At 63.8% G+C, this 17,928-nt stretch carries 10 protein-coding genes; 7 read left to right on the forward strand and 3 right to left on the reverse strand.

The features are described from left to right. Nucleotides 1-23 precede the first annotated feature (23 nt). The 6 genes from FRC98_RS13860 to topA all read left to right on the forward strand — a co-directional run bounded on the left by FRC98_RS13860 (nt 24) and on the right by topA (nt 11,732). Complete coding sequence (locus FRC98_RS13860; RefSeq protein ID WP_146982038.1) at nt 24-1,322, forward strand: hypothetical protein; 1,299 nt, start codon at nt 24-26, stop codon at nt 1,320-1,322. Nucleotides 1,323-4,004: 2,682 nt separating this feature from the next. After that, nucleotides 4,005-5,420 (forward strand): dihydrolipoyl dehydrogenase, encoded by a 1,416-nt coding sequence (gene lpdA, locus FRC98_RS13865; RefSeq protein WP_146982039.1) that lies wholly within the window; start codon nt 4,005-4,007, stop codon nt 5,418-5,420. 71 nt (nt 5,421-5,491) lie between these two features. Further along, nucleotides 5,492-6,835 (forward strand): dihydrolipoamide acetyltransferase family protein, encoded by a 1,344-nt coding sequence (locus FRC98_RS13870; protein ID WP_146982040.1) that lies wholly within the window; start codon nt 5,492-5,494, stop codon nt 6,833-6,835. A gap of 143 nt (nt 6,836-6,978) precedes the next feature. After that, entirely contained in the window at nt 6,979-7,308 is a 330-nt protein-coding gene (trxA, locus tag FRC98_RS13875) for a thioredoxin (protein ID WP_115606576.1), read from the forward strand. Nucleotides 7,309-7,418: 110 nt separating this feature from the next. Then, nucleotides 7,419-8,906 (forward strand): tetratricopeptide repeat protein, encoded by a 1,488-nt coding sequence (locus FRC98_RS13880; protein ID WP_146982041.1) that lies wholly within the window; start codon nt 7,419-7,421, stop codon nt 8,904-8,906. 282 nt (nt 8,907-9,188) lie between these two features. After that, nucleotides 9,189-11,732, forward strand: a complete 2,544-nt coding sequence (gene topA / locus FRC98_RS13885; RefSeq protein ID WP_146982042.1) for a type I DNA topoisomerase — start codon at nt 9,189-9,191, stop codon at nt 11,730-11,732. Nucleotides 11,733-11,876: 144 nt separating this feature from the next. Here topA and FRC98_RS13890 read toward each other — a convergent pair whose 3' ends face one another. The 3 genes from FRC98_RS13890 to FRC98_RS13900 all read right to left on the reverse strand — a co-directional run bounded on the left by FRC98_RS13890 (nt 11,877) and on the right by FRC98_RS13900 (nt 16,469). Next, the gene (locus FRC98_RS13890; RefSeq protein WP_146982043.1) at nt 11,877-13,127 is read right to left on the reverse strand and encodes a lactate racemase domain-containing protein; all 1,251 of its coding nucleotides are present in this window, start codon (nt 13,125-13,127) and stop codon (nt 11,877-11,879) included. Continuing rightward, the gene (locus FRC98_RS13895; RefSeq protein WP_146982044.1) at nt 13,096-15,393 is read right to left on the reverse strand and encodes a RecQ family ATP-dependent DNA helicase; all 2,298 of its coding nucleotides are present in this window, start codon (nt 15,391-15,393) and stop codon (nt 13,096-13,098) included. The genes FRC98_RS13890 and FRC98_RS13895 overlap by 32 nt, the downstream gene beginning before the upstream one ends. Nucleotides 15,394-15,593: 200 nt before the next feature. Further along, entirely contained in the window at nt 15,594-16,469 is an 876-nt protein-coding gene (locus tag FRC98_RS13900; protein ID WP_146982045.1) for a hypothetical protein, read from the reverse strand. 238 nt (nt 16,470-16,707) lie between these two features. Here FRC98_RS13900 and FRC98_RS13905 point away from each other — a divergent pair, with 238 nt between their 5' ends. Next, nucleotides 16,708-17,883 (forward strand): M20 metallopeptidase family protein, encoded by a 1,176-nt coding sequence (locus FRC98_RS13905; protein WP_146982046.1) that lies wholly within the window; start codon nt 16,708-16,710, stop codon nt 17,881-17,883. Nucleotides 17,884-17,928: the final 45 nt, after the last annotated feature.

Below are 17,928 nucleotides of genomic sequence, written 5' to 3' on the forward strand. Positions count from 1 at the left end.
CGATGGACATGAGGGTGAGCGCGATGACACGAAACGCGATAATGGCAGGCATGGTGGCGATGGGGTTTTTGGTGGGATGTGCCCGCGGGGCGACGTCGCGTCCGGACTCGCCAGAGCCCGCACCACGCCAGGATCGGGTGGCCCCCTGGACGCTGGAGGAGGCAGTCGCCACGCTCTGCGATGGGGTCGATGGCTGCGAGCTGGCCCAGGCCCAGGCGGTGCAAGGGGGGCGTCCCGCGCTGATCTGTGCGGGTGAGGATGACTGCGAGCCGGGGCCAGCCGGTCAGCGCCCCGGATCGGTCATCGAGTCCCTCTACGTGGTGACGCTGCGATGGAGCCCGTTGAATACGAGCAACACCTGCGAGCTCTCGGAGGTCTACCGTGTCGATCTGCAGGCCCGCGAGGCGCGTCTTATAGCGCGCCCCTGCCCGGAGGGGCGCGTGGTTCATGAGGTCAAGCTGACCCACGGTCAGCTCACCGAGCAGCGCACAAGTGGCTCGGCGTCGAACGTGGTGTTTGATTCCTTCAGCTACGACGTGCCCGCGGCGCGCCCCATCGAGAGGCATCATCAGGAATTCATGGCCGAGTGGGGCGTGGCGCGGCGAGAGAGCTGGAACTTTGAGCGTCTGAGCGGACGGATTGACTATGAGTTGACCTGTGAGGGGAGCGCGGTCCGCGCGCGGGAGAGCATGGTCGTCGACGCTCGCCAGGTTTCTCGTAGCGACGCCGCACGCGCTGCATCCCGGGACTGGACCCGGTGCTCAAGCCCCCTGGGCGATGAGCGCTCCGGGGTACGCATCGCGCTGGTCAACGGCACCCGTCTGATCGTGCAGTGGTCCGACGCGCTCCCGGGCGATGGCCAGGCCCCCTTGCCCGAGAGGCTGGGTGAGCTGGTGGTGCAGCTGGCCAGCGAGCGCCAGAGTCTGGAGCAGACCGGGCTTCTCTGCCCGGGGCAGCAGGCCTCCGGAGACAAGGGGCTCACCACCCTTGAGATCCCCGTGTTGGTGGAGGGCCGCTATGAGGCAGCGGGCCTTGAGGCCACCTGGCATCGGGAGGGGCGACGCGTGACCGGCGTCCTTGATTTCAGTACATCGCCCGGAGCTTTCGCGCTGCGTCTGAACCCCTCGGAGGTCAGCCCGGCGTCGGCGACGTTGCCCCCGGAGCAAAAAAGCCTGAGCACCCTGATTCCCGCAGATCTCAGGCTTGTAGGCAGCGCCCGGGCCCGGGTTGAGCTTCCCTGCGTGGTGGAGCACGACGAGGTAAGGGTGGACTACGACGCCTGGGCGGCCGGGCGCGAAGTGCAGCTGATTCAGCCGCGCTGAGGAGGGGGGGCGTGGGGGTTCGCGGTGTGGGGCGATGTGTGCGGGCGGTGTCGGGTTCGCTTTGTGGTTAGGTGGTTGTGTGGTTGTGCGGCGCGGTGGTTCGCGGTGGTTCGCAGTGTGGGTTGATTCGTGAGGGCGTGGGGAGGTTTTCGGGTTGCAAAGGATGAAAAGAGTTGGTGGTCGGAGATATGTGCGCACATTGACATTAAGTCACGAAGAGATCACGACGCTTCGTGGCGGCGCAAGACCTCAGATGATGTTATTAAGTTAATGTCGTCTGAAGTTGAAAGGCCCGATCAATGTATCGACGTCTTAAATGACGCAGCGTTGAGACGGCAGCGCCAGAGGTTGTATGAAGCTGGCGACGTCTTTCGAGACGCAGGTTTCATACAACGGGTCGAAACCAACTGACGACGTCTTAAGTGACGCAGGTTGGACTCGACGGAGCCGCTTCACAACAAGGTGTCGATGCCGTCAAACCGCATCGACACCGGGTGAAGCAGCCCATGCGTCGCGTGACTTTGTCGACGTTTTGTAAAAAACGCAGAAGTCGCGTGACACAGAGAAAAACCCGGGCCTTTGGGCCCGGGTTTTTTGTCTCTGGTGGAGTGATGGGGGCTGACTGTGGGTCGTGAGAAGTTCAGTTTTTATGCAGGTGATGTGGGTCTCCTGGACGGGGAGTCGCGGGGGGGGCGCGGTGTGGGGAGAGTCGTGTATACATAGGGAGGTTTTCGTGTGTGGTTGTGTGGTTGTGTGGTTGTGTGGTTGTGTGGTTGTGTGGTTGTGTGGTTGTGTGGCGCGGGGGTATGCGGTGTGGGGAGATTCGTGTGTGCGTGGGGAGGTTTTTGGGTGTGGTTGTGTGGCGCGGGGGTATGCGGTGTGGGGAGATTCGTGTGTGCGTGGGGAGGTTTTCGGGCTGCAAAGGATAAAAAGATTTGGTGGTCGGGGATATGTGCGCACATTGAGAGTAAGTCACGAAGAGAGCACGACGCTTCGTGGCGGCGCAAGACCTCAGATGATGTTATTAAGTTAACATGATCGGAGGTCGAAAGGTCGAATTGACGTGTCGACGTCTTCAGTGACGCAGCGTTGAGACGGCAGCGCCAGAGGTTGTGTGAGACTCTCGACGTCCTTCGGGACGCAGGTCTCACACGACGGGTCGAATAGGACTGTCGACGTCTTAAGGGACGCAGGTCTTATTTGATACAAGCCGCTTCACAAAAAGGTGTCGATGCCGTCAAAACGCATCGACACCGGGTGAAGCAGCCCATGCGTCGCGTGACTTTGTCGACGTTTTGTAGAAAACGCAGAAGTCGCGTGACACAGAGAAAAACCCGGGCCAAATGGCCCGGGTTTTTTTGTCTCTGGCAGGGTGATGGGGCTGACCTTGGGTCGTGAGAAGTTCAGTGTTTATGCGGGTGATGTGGGTCTCCTGGACGGGAAGTCGCGGGGGGGCGCGGTGTGGGTCGATTCGTGAGGGCGTGGGGAGGTTTTCGGGTGTGGTTGTGTGGTTGTGTGGTTGTGTGGTTGTGTGGCGCGGGGGGTTGCGGTGTGGGTCGATTCGTGTGTGCGCGGGGAGGTTTTCGGGCTGCAAAGGATGAAAAGATTTGGTGGTCGGGTATATGTGCACACATTGAGAGTAAGTCACGAAGAGAGTACGACGCTTCGTGGCGGCGTAGATATCAGAACATGTTATTAAGTTAGCAGGTTCTGATATCCGGATCTCACATCAAACTCTCGACGTCTTAAGTGACGCAGGTTTGAAACGAGAGCGCCAGAGGTTGTGTGAGACTCTCGACGTTTTTCGGAACGCAGGTCTCCCACGACACATCAAATAAGACTGACGACGTCTTAAGTGACGCAGGTCTTATTTGATACAAGCCGCTTCACAAAAAGGTGTCGATGCGGTCAAAACGCATCGACACCGGGTGAAGCAGCCCATGCGTCGCGTGACTTTATCGACGTTTTGTAGAAAACGCAGAAGTCGCGTGACACAGAAAAAACCCGGGCCCTCAGACCCGGGTTTTTTGTCTCTGGTGGAGTGATGGGGGCTGACTGTGGGTCAGGAAAGGTTCAGTGTTTATGCGGGTGATGTGGGTCTCTCGGACAAGCGCGCACTGACGCTCGACATCGATCTCGGACTCAAAACCCGCGAACTGCCGGGGGGCACTCGAATCGACCCACATCGTGAACCTCGGTGCCCCACAACCACCGAACCACCCAACCACCCAACCACAACCCGCATACCCCCCAATCCAAACGCATCCAGGGCGGCCGATGGCAAGGAGGCAGGGATGAAGCTGTAGCAGCGCTACTGCGAATCCCTGACGACGCCGCCAGCGTCGCACTGGGGCGCACACCCCCAAACCCGAGCGCACGCAGGGCGGCGATTGGCAAGGAGCAAGGAGGAGCATGTAGCAGCGCTACCGCCCCCAGGTTCGCCACCTGACCCTTACACCCCCCAACCCAAACGCATCCAGGGCGGCCGATGGCAAGGAGGCAGGGATGAAGCTGTAGCAGCGCTACTGCGAATCCCTGACGACGCCGCCAGCGTCGTCCTGGGGGCGTTTGGCAACCTTGACAGGGAGGGGGGGCGTAGTACGTTACGGGCCGGTTGCAGCTGAGAAATTTTGACCCTTGATAACGCCCCGGAAACCGGGGCGTCTGGCGCAGGAGACGGGCATGAGTCAGTACGATGTCGTGGTGATTGGATCGGGGCCGGGAGGCTATGTCGCGGCCATTCATGCCGCACAATCCGGGCTAAAGACGGCCATCGTGGAGCGCGAGCCCACCGAGCGCCTGGGCGGCACCTGTCTTCTGCGCGGCTGCATTCCCACCAAAGCCATGCTGCACACTGCGGACATGCTCGAGACGCTCAAAAAAGGCGACCAGATTGGTGTGATGGCCTCCGACGTGGCGCTCGATATGGGCAAGATGCACGCCTATAAGGCGAAGGTCGTGCAGAAGAACGCCGGCGGCGTCAGCTACCTGATGAAGAAGAACAAGATCGACGTGCACCTGGGCCACGGCCGCCTGGCGGGCAAGGGCAAGGTCAGCGTGGAGAGCGCCGAGGGCAAGTCGCAGACGCTCTCGACCAAAAACGTGATCCTGGCGACGGGCTCGACCTGCTTCCACCTTCCTTTCATCGACATGAGCCCGGAGCGGGTGCTGGACTCCGACGAGATTCTGGAGCTTGAGGAGGTGCCGGAGCACCTGGTGGTCATCGGCGCCGGGGCTGTGGGCACGGAGTTTGCCAGCGTCTTTTTGCGCTACGGCTCTAAGGTCACGCTGATCGAGATGGCCCCGCGCGTTCTTCCCTCCGAAGATCACGAGGTCTGCGCCGAGGCCGAAAAGTCCTTTAAGAAGCAGGGCATGACGGTGCTGACCAGCTCGAAGGTCACCGACGTCAAGGCCGACGCCAAAGGCGTCAAGCTCGTCGTCGAAACGAAGAAGGGCGACAAGACCTCGTCGCAGACCATCGACGCCTCGCACCTGCTGGTGGCCGCCGGACGCGCGCCGCGCACGCAGGATATCGGTGCGAAAGGCACCAAATTGAAGATCAACGATCGCGGCGTGGTCGAGGTCGACGAGTTCATGCGCACCGGTGAGCCGGGCGTCTACGCCATCGGCGACATCGTGGACACCGCCTGGCTTGCGCACGTGGCGTCGAAAGAGGGCATTCTGGCCGTTGACCACATCGCCGGCAAAAACCCGCGCCCGATCAACTACCGCCTGGTGCCCATGTGCACCTACTGCAGCCCCGAGGTTGCCTCGGTGGGCCTGAGCGAAGAGGCGGCCAAAGAGGCCGGTTATGACGTGAAGACGGGCGTCTTCCCCTTCAGCGCGATCGGTAAGGCAGCGATCCTCAACAAGACCGAAGGGTTTGTAAAAATCGTGGCCGACAAAAAGTACGACGAGCTTCTGGGGCTGCACATCATCGGGCCTAAAGCCACCGAGCTCATCACCGAGGGCACCCTGGCCATGGAGCTGGAGTCGACCATCGAGGAGCTCTTGATGACGATCCACCCCCACCCCACGCTGGCTGAGGCGGTGGCCGAGGCGGCACACGCGGCGATGGGTCACGCCATTCACATCTAAAGAGCCTTTTAGGCTGGTGTGAGGCAGAAGTTCAATCAAGACGTTTCCTGACTGAAAGAGAGGATGGCGAGATGCGAAGCGAAGTGGTGATGCCGCAGATGGGAGAGTCGGTGACCGAGGGGACGGTGACCGCGTGGCTCAAAGAGATCGGCGATTTTGTGGAGCGCGATGAGCCGCTCTTCGAGATCACCACCGATAAGGTTGACGCGGAGGTGCCCAGCCCCCTGGCCGGTGTGCTGGTGGAGCGCCTGGCGAAGGTGGGCGACACCGTCGAGATCAACACCGTGGTGGCGGTGCTCGATACCGAAGCGAAACCCGGTGAGGTGAGCGCGGCCTCCAGTGAGACGACTTCGGCACCGGCGAAGGCCGCCTCGGCCAGTAGCGGCGCAACCTCTGCGAGCTCGGGTGGCACCGCCACCGCGCTTGCCTCGCCGCCTGCGGCGGCGACTTCGGCCGCGAGCAGCAACGGGGTGCCCTCCCGGGAGGAGCTTCGTCGCACCCGCTCCACCCCCCTTGTGCGTCGCATCGCGCAGGAGCATGGCATCGCCGATCTGTCGCCGATTGAAGGCAGCGGCATGAGCGGCCGGGTGACCAAAGCCGACATCATGGCCTTCATCGAGTCGGGCGCCCACCAGGGCACCAACGGCTCCACCGGACCGATCGCCTCGCGCGCCTCGCAGCCTGCACAGCAGACCCGTCAGGCGCCGGCCGCCCCGCCCATCACCCTGGGCGATCGCGACCGTTACGAGCCGCTGGGGCCGCAGCGCGCGGCGATTGCTGAGCATATGACCCGCTCGCGCGCCACCAGCGCGCACGCCCACACCATCCACGAGATCGACTTCTCGGCGGTGTTCAAGGCCCGCAAGCGCATGAAGGCCGAGTTTGGGGAGCGGGGCGTCAAGCTCACCTACACCGCCTTTATGGTCAAAGCGGTGGCCGACGCGCTGCGGGCTTATCCCGTGGTCAACGCCTCGCTCGACGGCGACCAGCTCGTCTACCGCGGCGACATCAACATCGGCGTGGCCGTGGCGCTCGATGCCTCGCTGATCGTGCCGGTGGTGCGCAACGTCGATGAACTCAGCCTGCTGGGTGTGGCGCGCTCCATCAACGATCTGGCCGAGCGCGCGCGCAACAAGCGCCTGAAGCCCGATGAGGTTCGGGGCGGCACCTTTACGCTCTCAAACCACGGGATCTTTGGCGCGGAGTTCGGCGTGCCGATTATCAACCAGCCCCAGACGGCGATCATCAGCACCGGCGCCATCAAAAAGCGCGTGGTTGTCGATCAGAAGACCGACGCCATCATGGTGCGCCCCACCGCGATCTTCTGCATGTCCTTCGATCACCGCACCATCGACGGGGCCACCGCCGACGCGTTCCTGGCCCATATCCGCACCACGCTCGAAGGCTGGGAGTAACACCTGCCGCCGGCGATGAATTTGAAACCTTGTCCGCCGGTGCTGAATCTCTAAGGTAGCGGCAGGCTCGAGTGTCGGGTCGGCCATACCTCCAGGTTTGATGAAGCCGCGCGACTTGCGCGGAGCTAAAGAAGGAGTCCATCGTGACGACGCATAACTTCAACAAGAACAACTTTAATGACGAAGTGGTCAACGCCGACGTGCCCGTGATCGTGGACCTGTGGGCGCCCTGGTGCGGTCCCTGCCGCGCGCTCAGCCCGGTCATCGACAAGCTCGCTGGCGAGTTTGAAGGCCAGGTCAAGGTCGGCAAGATCAACATCGACGAGGAGCCGGAGCTGGCTCAGGCCTTCAACGCGCGCTCCATTCCCATGGTCGTGGCGATGCGCGGCAACGACGTCGTCGACGTGATGATGGGCTTCCAGGGCGAGCAGCCTCTGCGGAAGCTTTTTGAAAAGGCGAGCGCGGCGAAGTAAGGCGCCTGTGTGAAGGCGCAGGCGCGCCCGCGCTGCACACAATCCTACAGATTCGACCGACGCCCGCTTTCTTGAGGAGAGCGGGCGTCTGTCGATAGGAAGCGGTGATTATGAGTGATGTAAAGCAGGCCTCCGTCGCGCTCAGCCCGACCTACGAGGCGATGTGGACGCAGCTCACCTCCGAGCTTGCGCCTCTGATCGAAGACGGCGCGCTGCATCAGGCCATCGGTCGACTCAGCGCGATGCTCGAGACGATGGGGCCGGGCAACGAGGAGCCGGGCGCGCGCAACGAAGATGATCTTCTGCGGGGGCGGCTCTTAAGCCGGCGCGCCGAGCTTTATCTGGATCTCGATGAAGTCGACGACGCGCTCTCCGACGCCCAGGCTGCCTGGAAGGCCGGCTGGCGCGACGCGGCCACGATGGCCGTGGCGGGGTGGGCCAGCTACCAGCTCGATGAGCCGGAGGCGGCGCAGGCCTATTTCAATGAGGCGGTCGCGCGTAACGATGGGGATCCGGGCATTCTGATGGGGCGGGCGTTGGTGGCCGTGGAACTCGAGGAGTACGAGGAGGCCCGCGCCGATCTGACCCACGCGCTCACCGCCGATCCAGATAACGCCGAGATCCTGGCGTTGCGCGGTGAAGTTCACCTGCGGTTGAGCGATCTGAAGGCGGCCGAGCGCGACTTGAAGGCCGCCCGGGAACTCGATGCCGAAGATCCCGATTACGCCCTGGCCATGGCCAGGCTGCATATGCTGCGCGGGCAGGTCGATGAGGCGCTGATTCTGCTCGATATCGCCGTTGGCGAGGGCACCGATGTGGCGCTGGAGGCGATCTTGATGCGCAGCCACCTGCGCCTGGCGCGCGGGGAGCATCGCCTGGCGCGCGAAGACGCGCTGCGCGCCTCCAACATCTATCCGGAAGAAGCGTTTGCCTTTGTGCAGCTCGCCAATGTGCAGCTCTCCGAGGGCAAGCTCAGCGCCGGCAAGAAGGCCGCTGAGCGCGCCGTGATGCTCGATCCGAGCCTGCCCGATGCCTATGCGGTGCGCGGCGCGGCGCTGCAGATGAGCGGCGAAGAAGACGCCGCCCGCGAAGATCTGGAGCGCGCCGCCAGCGCCCCGGCCGAGCTGCCGATGTTCTTGCTCGGCCCGGCCTACGACTCGGTGGAGATGCCCGCCTTTGATAGCTCGATCTTCGAGATGTTCGGCAAAGATTTCGATCCCTCAAAATTCGCAGACGCCTTCGGGCAGGGCGGCACAGGCGGCGGGCCGAAGATGCCCGGGGGCAACCCCATGGGCATGCTCGATCAGCTCTTTGATGAGTCCGGCAACATCCGCGGGGCGTTTAAACCGATCTTCGAGATGGCCATCAAGCAGGCCCCCACGCTGATGAAGAATCTTCCCAAGAGCATGCTCGGCGACATCGACGAGGAGCAGCTCAAGAAGATGGATCTCTCCAACCTCTCGGCCGAGGATCTCGAAAAGCAGATGCGCGACTTCTACACGATGATGAAGTCTGGCAAAGGCCCCGGCGCGCCTGAGGCTGGCGATGATGCCGGCAGCGATGAGGTCGATTCGCCGGAGAAGATCGACGAGGAGTAAGACGACCTCGAGGCCCTCCGGGGGTGGCTTCCCTGAGTTCTGGAGCCCCGCGCTGCGCCGCAGCGTGGGGCTCTTTTGCAAACTCGGTCGGCGGTGACGCTGGACAAACCCCCGGGCTCTTCTCTATGAAAGCCCCCCACGGGCAACGGGTGTAGGTGCAAAGGTCCCTCAAAAGGGGCGCGCAGCGAAAGCGGCTTGCCACCTCGTGATGAGCGCGTAGATCTGAGCCTCGAAGCCGTTGGGCCCTGTTAATGAATGAACAGCGAAGCGCGGAATCCTTCTATGTCAAAACTCGTGATCGTCGAGTCGCCCTCCAAGGCGAAGACCATTCAAAAGTACCTGCCCAAGGAGTTTGTGGTGAAGGCCTCGCTGGGCCATATCCGCGACCTCCCGGACAACGCCGGCCAGATGCCCGCGAAGTATAAAAAGGAGTCCTGGGCCAGCCTGGGTGTGAACATCGAGGAGGGCTTTGAAGCGGTCTATGTCGTCAAAGATCCCCGCTCCAAGAAGGCCATCAAAGAGCTCAAGGCCGAGCTCAAGAAGGCCGACGCCCTCTACCTCGCGACAGATGAAGACCGTGAGGGAGAGGCGATCAGCTGGCACCTTTTGGAGGAGCTCAAGCCCAAATGCCCGACCCACCGCATGGTCTTTCACGAGATCACGAAGTCGGCGATCGAGCGCGCCCTGGAGAACACCCGCGAGGTCGATGATCACCTGGTAGCCGCGCAGGAGACTCGCCGCATCCTCGACCGCCTGGTGGGCTACCCGCTCTCGCTTTTGGTCGGCAAGAAGATCAAGTACGGGCTCTCGGCCGGGCGCGTGCAGTCGGTCGCGGTGCGACTTCTGGTGGAGCGCGAGCGCGAGCGTCGCCGCTTCCGCACCGGCTCCTACTGGGACCTCAAAGCGCAGCTCGCCGAGAAGGGCAACGCCTTCGATGCGGTGCTCCATGCGGTTGACGGCACCCGGGTGGCCACCGGCAAAGATTTTGACGAGAACACCGGCAAGATCGCCGAGGGCAAAAACGTTCTGCTCCTCGACGAGAAGCAGGCCAAAAAGATGGTCGACCAGCTGTCCAGCCGCCCCTGGACGGTCAACGAGATCACCGAGCGCCCCTACACCACCCGGCCCAAGCCGCCCTTCATCACCTCGACCCTGCAGCAGGAGGCCAGCCGTAAGCTGGGGATGTCGGCCTCCGATACGATGCGGGTTGCGCAGTCGCTCTACGAGAATGGTTTTATCACCTACATGCGTACCGACTCGGTGAACCTCTCGCAGCAGGCGCTCAACGCTGCGCGTAAGGCCGCCGGAGAGCTTTACGGTGCGGAGTACGTGGCCGATAAGCCGCGGGTCTACGCCTCGAAGTCCAAGGGCGCTCAGGAGGCCCACGAGGCGATTCGCCCCACCGGTGATGCCTTTGTGCACCCGAAGAAGTCGGGGCTTAAAGGGCGAGATCGCAAGCTCTACGATCTGATCTGGAAGCGCACCGTGGCCAGCCAGATGGCCGACGCCAAAAAGACCAGCGTGCGCGTGGACCTGAAGGTCAGCGACGACGAGCACACCTACATGTTCCGCGCCAACGGCAACCGCATCGACTTCGCGGGCTTTATGCGCGCGTACGTCGAAGGGGCCGATGATCCGGAGGCGGCCCTCGAAGATCGCGAAGTGCTCCTGCCCGCACTCAAAGAGGGCGGACAGGTCGACTGCAATGAGCTTGAGGCCATCGGTCACGAGACCAAGCCGCCGGCGCGTTACACCGAAGCCTCGCTGGTCAAGGTGCTCGAAGAAGAAGGCGTGGGCCGTCCGAGTACCTACGCCACGATCATGAGCAAGATCACCGCCGGTGAGAAGTACGGCCGCAAGGTGGGTCGCACGCTGGTGCCGACGTACATGGCCTTTGCGGTCACCGAGTTTCTCGAAAAACACTTCGGCGAGCTGGTCGATACGCAGTTTACAGCCCGGATGGAAGATGATCTCGATGAGATCGCCGCCGGCAAGGGCTCCAAAGTCGAGTACCTCCACCAGTTCTACCGCCGCGAAGGGGCGTTTGCCGACAAGGTCAATGAGGGCGAAGAGAAGATCGAGCCCGACCTTGCCCGTGAGGTCACCCTGGAGGACTTCCCGGCCAAGCTGAAGGTGGGGCGCTACGGGCCTTACGTGCAGATCGAGGTCGAGGGTGAGACCAAGACCGTCGATGTGCCCGACGACATCCCGCCGGCCGACCTGGATTATGAGAAGATCCTGGAGCTGCTGGAGAAGCGCGAGCAGGGCCCCGAGTCGCTGGGGATTCACCCGGAGAAGGGCGAGCCGATCTTTTTGATGAATGGCCGCTTTGGTCCGTATTTCCAGCTGGGTGAGCGCACCGAAGATAACAAGAAGCCGCCGACGGCCTCGGTGCCCAAGGGCATGAAGCCTGAAGATGTGACGCTGGAACAGGCCGCGCAGCTCCTCGATCTTCCGCGCGAGCTGGGCAAGCACCCCGAAGATGGCAAGCCGGTGGAGGCGGGCATCGGGCGCTACGGGCCCTTCGTCAAACACGTCAAGGAGTACCGCAACCTGCCCGAGCAGGAGATGGTCTTTACGGTGACGCTGGAGCAGGCGCTGGAGCTGCTGGCGCAGCCCAAGGGCCGCCGCTCCAACAGCCGCAAGGTGCTCAAAGAGCTGGGCACCGACCCGGACAGCGGTAAGCCCATCAACGTGCTCGACGGGCGCTACGGGCCTTATGTGAAGCTGGGCAAGGTCAACGCCTCGCTTCCCAAGGGCACCAACCCCGACGACATGACGTTGGAGAAAGCGCTGGAGCTCATCGAGCAGAAGAACGCGAGCTAAGCCAACGTGCGGCCTTGCGCGCCCCGACGATGACGTCGGGACGTGTGAGGTCGGGCGTTGAAGTCAGAAGAGCGTCCCCGCCGGAGATTCGGGCGGGGACGCTCTTTTTTTGCGTTTAAGGTGTGCACCACAGCGCGGGCGTGCTCAGTGCTTGAGGATGGGGAGCCCGGTGAAGATGTCGGGCAGGGAGACCCCGGTGACCAGGGGCAGGTTGAGCGCGCGGTGAGCCTCTTTGAGGCTTCGGAACTGGCGAATGCCGACCGCGTCGAGCTCGGGGAGAGGTTGTGGCGAGATGAGAGCGATGGGATTTCGCTCCAGCGCCATCGCCAGCACGTAGGCGCGCTGCTGGCCGCCGGCGCCCGGCTCCGGGGAGCGTTGTTCGCCGCGAAGTTCAGCGAGCAGGGCGTCGCGGCCACGGGCCAGGGCGCGGGCAAAGGCGCGCTCGCCATCGCCGCAGCCGAGCCCCTCGGGGCAGTCGGCTTCCAGCACAATCCACCCTCCGGGGGTGAGCGCGCCCTTTTCGACAAGCGCGGCGTAGGTCGCCGCGCGCGAGGCCTGGTAGAAGTTGTCGGACTTGCTCGGCGGCAACTTCAGGTGCAGCCAGGGCAGGGGTTCACTGGTGTAGAAGAATGCTTCGCCGGCGATCTTGCAGGCGGCCTCAAAGGTGGGGCGAACCGGGCCGAAGAGGATCGCGCGGGGCTCGGGATGGCCGGGGACGATCTGCAACGCGTCGACGGGGGCGGGCACATTCGCCACCCGCCAGAGGGCCTGCTGAAAAGGGTTATCGTCGATGCGTCCCAGGCGCACGCCGGGGTGGCGAAGCAGCTCCAGGCCGTGCAGCGTGCCGATGGTTTCTTCGCCCGCGCAGCCAATGGCCAGGGCTTTGATGCCGCCGGAGAAACCGGCGTATTGATGCGGCTCGACCGTGCCGACAACGATGATGCGGTCGTGCTGAAAGAGCATCGGGTGGAGGAGCGCGGGAAGCGCCCGATCTGCTCGCGGAGGGGCCGCGCCGATGAGGGGTTCGGCCCGGGGCTCGGAGAAAAGCCCGACGTCAGCGCCGAGCATCGAGAGGCGCGGGTGGTGCGGGTTATGCTGGGTGAGTGAGGCGCCGGCCTGCTGGCAGATCTCGAGGAGGGGTCTCAGCTCGGAGAGGGCCAGGGCGCGGTGCAGGCCCAGGGCGACCAGCACCGAGATGTGAGTGGGCTTAAAGGTGTTGAGGTGCACGAGAAGAGGCTCGAGCACATCGGGAAGATCAACAGGGCGTGTGGCGTCGGGGATGACGACCAGCAGGCGTTGGCCTTGCTCTATCGGTTTTGACTGCCTGGCGAGCGCCTGCCTTACCGATCGGTGAAGCGGGCTCTCAGGAGGCTTCGGGGGTTTGGGCGTGTTCAAAACGTTCCTGAAGTACGATGGCGAGGTTCAACTTCAGCGTATCGTAGTCGCAGGGGGTTGTGAGGCGTTCTTTGAGTTCGGCAAGTTTATCATCGGGAGACCAGTCGCTGGCAAGCTCGCGAAGCTCTGGAAGCAGGCGACCGTCGGCGTGGTCGTCGAGGGGAAGCTTATGACCGCGTTGGGCAAGGGTCATAAAGTGGCGAAGGACGCTGGAGGGGGTCAGCCCGCGCTCTTCGGCGATCTGGCGGTAGTCGTGGCCTTCGCGGGCGAGCATCAGGGTGCGCAGGTAGGTCTCACCGAGCTCGCCATCGCCGGAGGCAGGGCGGGGGAAGCTCTCGGTGGGGCGACTGGCGGCGCGCCCTGGGGGGATCTCACCCGACTCGGAGGTGGAGCGAAGATGTCTGGCGAGCACGTCGGCGACGGTCTCGGAGAGAGGCTCCGAAGACATCATCAGCTCAGTGCCGGCGTCGGTGAGCGAGAGGCAGCCGTAGGTGTTTTGCGTGGTCAGCCCGAGTTGGGAGCAGACATCGAGCAGGCGCACGAGATCATCCTGACGGAGCGCATGCAGGATGCCGTGAGTGGAGAGCCGGTCGAGGCCGGCGCCGGTGATCTTCTTGGCGCGGGAGCCGCGCAACATCGCCGCGATCACGTGCGCACCCCACTTGCCACGGGCACGGGCGATGCCGCTTAAGACTTTGCGAAGCACCGTCTGGGCGGGCTCGCGCACGACGATGGGCGCGCGCACCTGGCCTGCGGCCTGGGCGTAGGAGGGGGGGCCGCAGCAGCGGTCGCAGCGCTTGCATTCGGCGATGTCGTGGGCGGTGTCGCTGAAGTAGCGCACCAGGTAGACCTGCCTGCAGGTGTGGCCGGTGGCGTAGCGCACCATATCTTCTTGATGTTGCTCATCGACGCCGCGGCGCGCGTTGAGCGCGTCCCAGTCCACCCGAAGATCGCGGGTGCGGGCCTGGTCGATGACCTCCAGCCAGGGGGCCGGACCGCGCTGGCCAAAGGCCAGGTGCCCGCCGCGCTCCAGCAGGCGCAGCGCCGAGCCCACCGCCCAGGGGTGCACCCGATCGTCGCCGGCGCGCGAGAGGTGGTCGGCGAGCATGTCGGCGTCGAGGGTGTGCATGCCCACGCCGTGTTTTTGCAGTAGCGTCCACAGCCGCTCCACCAGCTTGCGGTCAGGGAAGGAGTTTTCGGTGAAAAACTCGTGGATGCGAAGATCGGCGCGGTTGTAGAGAAGCAGGCAATGGGCCGGCTCACCATCGCGACCGGCGCGCCCGGCCTCCTGATAATAAGCCTCAACGCTGCCGGGAATGTTGAAGTGCACGATGGCGCGCACATCGCTCTTATCGACGCCCATGCCGAAGGCGTTGGTGGCGATGAGCAGCGGGGCGTCGCCGGCCATAAACGCGTCCTGGACCTCGTCGCGCTCCTGGTCGGAGAGCCCGGCGTGGTAGAGCGCCGGGTAGTAGCCCGACTCGCGCAGGTTGCGCCCCACCTCTTCGACCTGCTTGCGCGTGGCGCAGTAGATGACCTTGCTGCCCTCGGGAGTCTGGTCGAGCAGAGCCTCAATGCGCTCGTATTTGGAGCGGCGGCTGCGGGCCGGATACACCTCAAAGAAGAGGTTGGGGCGCTCAAAACCGGAGACGACGACGCTGTGATTGTCAAAGTCGAGCTGGGCGGCGATGTCGCGCTGAACGTCCGGGGTTGCCGTGGCGGTGAGCGCCAGCGTCGTGGGCGCACCCAGCTTCTGACGGACCTCGCCGAGGTTGAGGTAGTCCGGGCGGAAGTCGTGGCCCCACTGGCTGATGCAGTGCGCCTCATCGATGGCAAAAAGTCCGATGGGCACGCCCGCCAGGGCGTCGAGGAAGGCCTGGCTCTTAAAGCGCTCCGGGGCTACCAGAACAACCTTGAAGGCGCCGGCGCGCATGCCCGCCAGGCGTTGACGTTGCTCATCCCAGCTTAACGAGGAGTTGATGTAAGTGGCTGGAATGTTAAAGGATTCAAGCGCATCGGCCTGATCTTTCATCAGGGCGATCAGCGGTGAGACCGCAAGTGTGAGCCCCGGGAGCACGCAGCCCGGGAGCATGTAGCAGAGGCTCTTGCCGCTGCCGGTGGGCATCACAATCAGCGTGTCGTTGCCCTCGACGACCGCCTCGATGCCGCGGCGTTGGCCGGTGCGAAAGGACTCAAAGCCGAAGATGTCGTGGAGCGCCGCGTCGATCGAGGGCGCGATAGGTGCGAAGGGAGCGGGGAGGTTCATAGTGCGGTGCTCGAGAGAGGAGGGCCGGCACGCCTGTAACGTGCTGGCGAGTGTGGCGCCGTCGGCGCGCGCTCACGACCAGAGGTGCAACATGGTGCTTCTCTCATTATCGCGTCGGCCGCGCCGATCTTGCTCCTTTCTTCGCAGGGATCGCGATCGCGGGCAAGGCCCACCCCCTTCGGTGGGCGTTGCGCATCGACTTAAAAACGCACGCTGAGACCCGCGCTGGGGGCGAAGACCCAGTTGTCGTAGTTGCGCGACGACTCCAGCACAGTGGGGCGAAAGAGCACGCGCATCATCGTCATATCCAGGTGCACAAAGACCCAGCGGTAGCCGAGCATCGCGCCCCAGTTCAGGCCGACGTAGTGCATCTCGGAGTCCTCAAAAAAGCGCGAGGGGTTGTAGTCCTGGTACTCCTCGGGGATGCGCTCCTTGAGCCAGTCCGGGAGGTTGGGGGTGGCCGAGAGGTCGCTGTAGAGGTAGCGCGGCGAGAGGTAGAGTTTGAAGATGTCCTGGTACTCCCAGCCTGCGGAGAGGCCGGCTTCGAAGTCGTGGCGTTTGAACTCGGTCATCACCGCCCACTCCACCGCAGAGGTGGCCACGGAGCGGTGGTAACCGTAGGCGGCGTGGGCGGTCAGCGCGAGGTTGCCGCTGGCGCTCTCCCAGAGCTGCAGGCGCACATCGGGTTTGACGACGTTGCCGTTATAACGAAGTCCCACATCGAGGCCCGCCAGGGGGCGATCGCTCACACCGACGCGCAGCGCCAGCTCGGGGGTGACCCCGGGCAAAAAGAGCTGCCAGAGGAGCACGGCGTCGAGCAGCGTGCGCAGCTCTTCTTCGCTGATGGGGCCATCATCGCGTTGGGCGGCGTCGACCACCGCGCGACCGGCGTCGATGGTGCCGTCAAACACGCCGGTATAAAGATCGGCCTGGGCCACGCCCGTGATCTGAACTTCGCCCGGGGCAAGGGTGTGAGCCGGGGCGAGGTTGCTTAGAGAAGTGGCGCAACCACTGGCGAAGAGCAGGGTCAGCGTGAGCAAGGTAACGAAGATCGGGTGACGAGAAGACGGCATCATCAGTTCATTCCATTAGAAGTTGTCGTTTCAGCGGCGCGGCTCTCGGAGGTGGCGAGCTCCCCTGATGTGAGGGTGAGAGCACCGGCCGTTGTCGCTCTGGCTATCTTGACAGGGGTAGGGGCATTTGCCCTACTCCCGGTGAGTTTGTCGAGCGCGGCGGCGTTTTTTGTGCACGTCGTGTTGAACCTTGTGATCGATCTTCCTTTTTCAACGCCCGAGACCCGGGCAGAGCAGGTGCATGATGAGCCAGGACCTTTTAACCCTCGACGATGAGCTTGTGGCCTGGCGTCGCCATCTGCATGCCCACCCGGAGCTTTCGTTTGAAGAGCATCAGACCGCGGCGTTCATCGAAGATCAGCTGGCGGCGCTGGGGCTAAAGAGCGCGCGGGTGGCCGAGACGGGCGTTGTGGCGCTGATCGAGGGGGAGCTGCCCGGCCCGACGCGGGCGTTTCGCGCCGACATCGACGCCCTGCCCATTCAGGAGCTTCGCCAGAGCGACTATTGCAGCACGCGCGCCGGGGTGATGCATGCCTGCGGCCATGATGTGCACACGACGGTGGGGCTGGGAGTGGCGCGCGAGCTTGTGGCGCGGCGCAGTGAGCTTAAGGGGCGGGTGAAGATGATCTTTCAGCCCGCCGAAGAGGCATCGCCCACAGGTGAGCCGATCGGGGCGGAGCGCATGGCTGTGGAAGGTGTGCTCGAAGCGCCTCAGGTCGAGGCCATTCTTGCGCTGCACTGCATGCCCACTCTGGAGGTGGGTAAGATCGGGTATACCGGCGGGCCTGTGTGGGCGGCGTCGGAGCTTGTGGAAGTCGTGATCGAGGGCAAAAAGAGCCACGGCGCCTACCCGCACGAGGGCATCGACGCGGTGGCCGTGGCCGCCCAGGTGATCGTGGCGCTGCAGCAGGTCGTCAGCCGTATCACCGATGCGCGCGAGGCGGTGGTGCTCTCGATCGGGAAGCTCGAGGCGGGCAACTCCTACAACATCATCGCCGAGCGGGCCGAGCTCACCGGCATTCTGCGCGGACTTTCGGCCCCGGCGATGGAGCGCGCCCGCGACGCGGCGCGCCAGATCGTTGAGGGGGTCTCCGCCGCTCTGGGAGCGCGCGCCTCCATTCGTTTCGTGCCCGGCGCGCGCCTGACCGCCAACGATGCGGCGCTGGAGGCCCGCGTGGTGCGTCTGGTCGAAGAGCGCGTGGGCGAGGGTGTGATGGTGAAACATCTGCCGCAGCTTGGGGCCGAAGACTTCGCGGCCTTCTCCACCCGGGTGCCGGCGGCTTACTTCTTTCTGGGCGTCAAAGATCCGGGCTCCGATGAGGTGCACCCGCTGCACACCCCGCGCTTTGATGTCGATGAGCGCTGCCTCACGCTGGGCGTGCGCGCCATCACCGAGGCTTTGCTGGGCCTTGGCTAAGCGCGGGGTGTGCGCTCCTGGCCCCAAGATGCGTTGCGCACTGCC

The organism is Lujinxingia vulgaris (assembly GCF_007997015.1).
GTDB lineage: Bacteria > Myxococcota_A > Bradymonadia > Bradymonadales > Bradymonadaceae > Lujinxingia > Lujinxingia vulgaris.

Bases quoted from the DNA above. Each gene is read 5' to 3' on its own strand.
- FRC98_RS13860 (WP_146982038.1), top strand. From the start codon at position 24: ATGACACGAAACGCGATAATGGCAGGCATGGTGGCGATGGGGTTTTTG.
- lpdA (WP_146982039.1), top strand. From the start codon at position 4,005: ATGAGTCAGTACGATGTCGTGGTGATTGGATCGGGGCCGGGAGGCTAT.
- FRC98_RS13870 (WP_146982040.1), top strand. From the start codon at position 5,492: ATGCGAAGCGAAGTGGTGATGCCGCAGATGGGAGAGTCGGTGACCGAG.
- FRC98_RS13880 (WP_146982041.1), top strand. From the start codon at position 7,419: ATGAGTGATGTAAAGCAGGCCTCCGTCGCGCTCAGCCCGACCTACGAG.
- topA (WP_146982042.1), top strand. From the start codon at position 9,189: ATGTCAAAACTCGTGATCGTCGAGTCGCCCTCCAAGGCGAAGACCATT.
- FRC98_RS13895 (WP_146982044.1), bottom strand. From the start codon at position 15,393: ATGAACCTCCCCGCTCCCTTCGCACCTATCGCGCCCTCGATCGACGCG.
- FRC98_RS13900 (WP_146982045.1), bottom strand. From the start codon at position 16,469: ATGATGCCGTCTTCTCGTCACCCGATCTTCGTTACCTTGCTCACGCTG.
- FRC98_RS13905 (WP_146982046.1), top strand. From the start codon at position 16,708: ATGATGAGCCAGGACCTTTTAACCCTCGACGATGAGCTTGTGGCCTGG.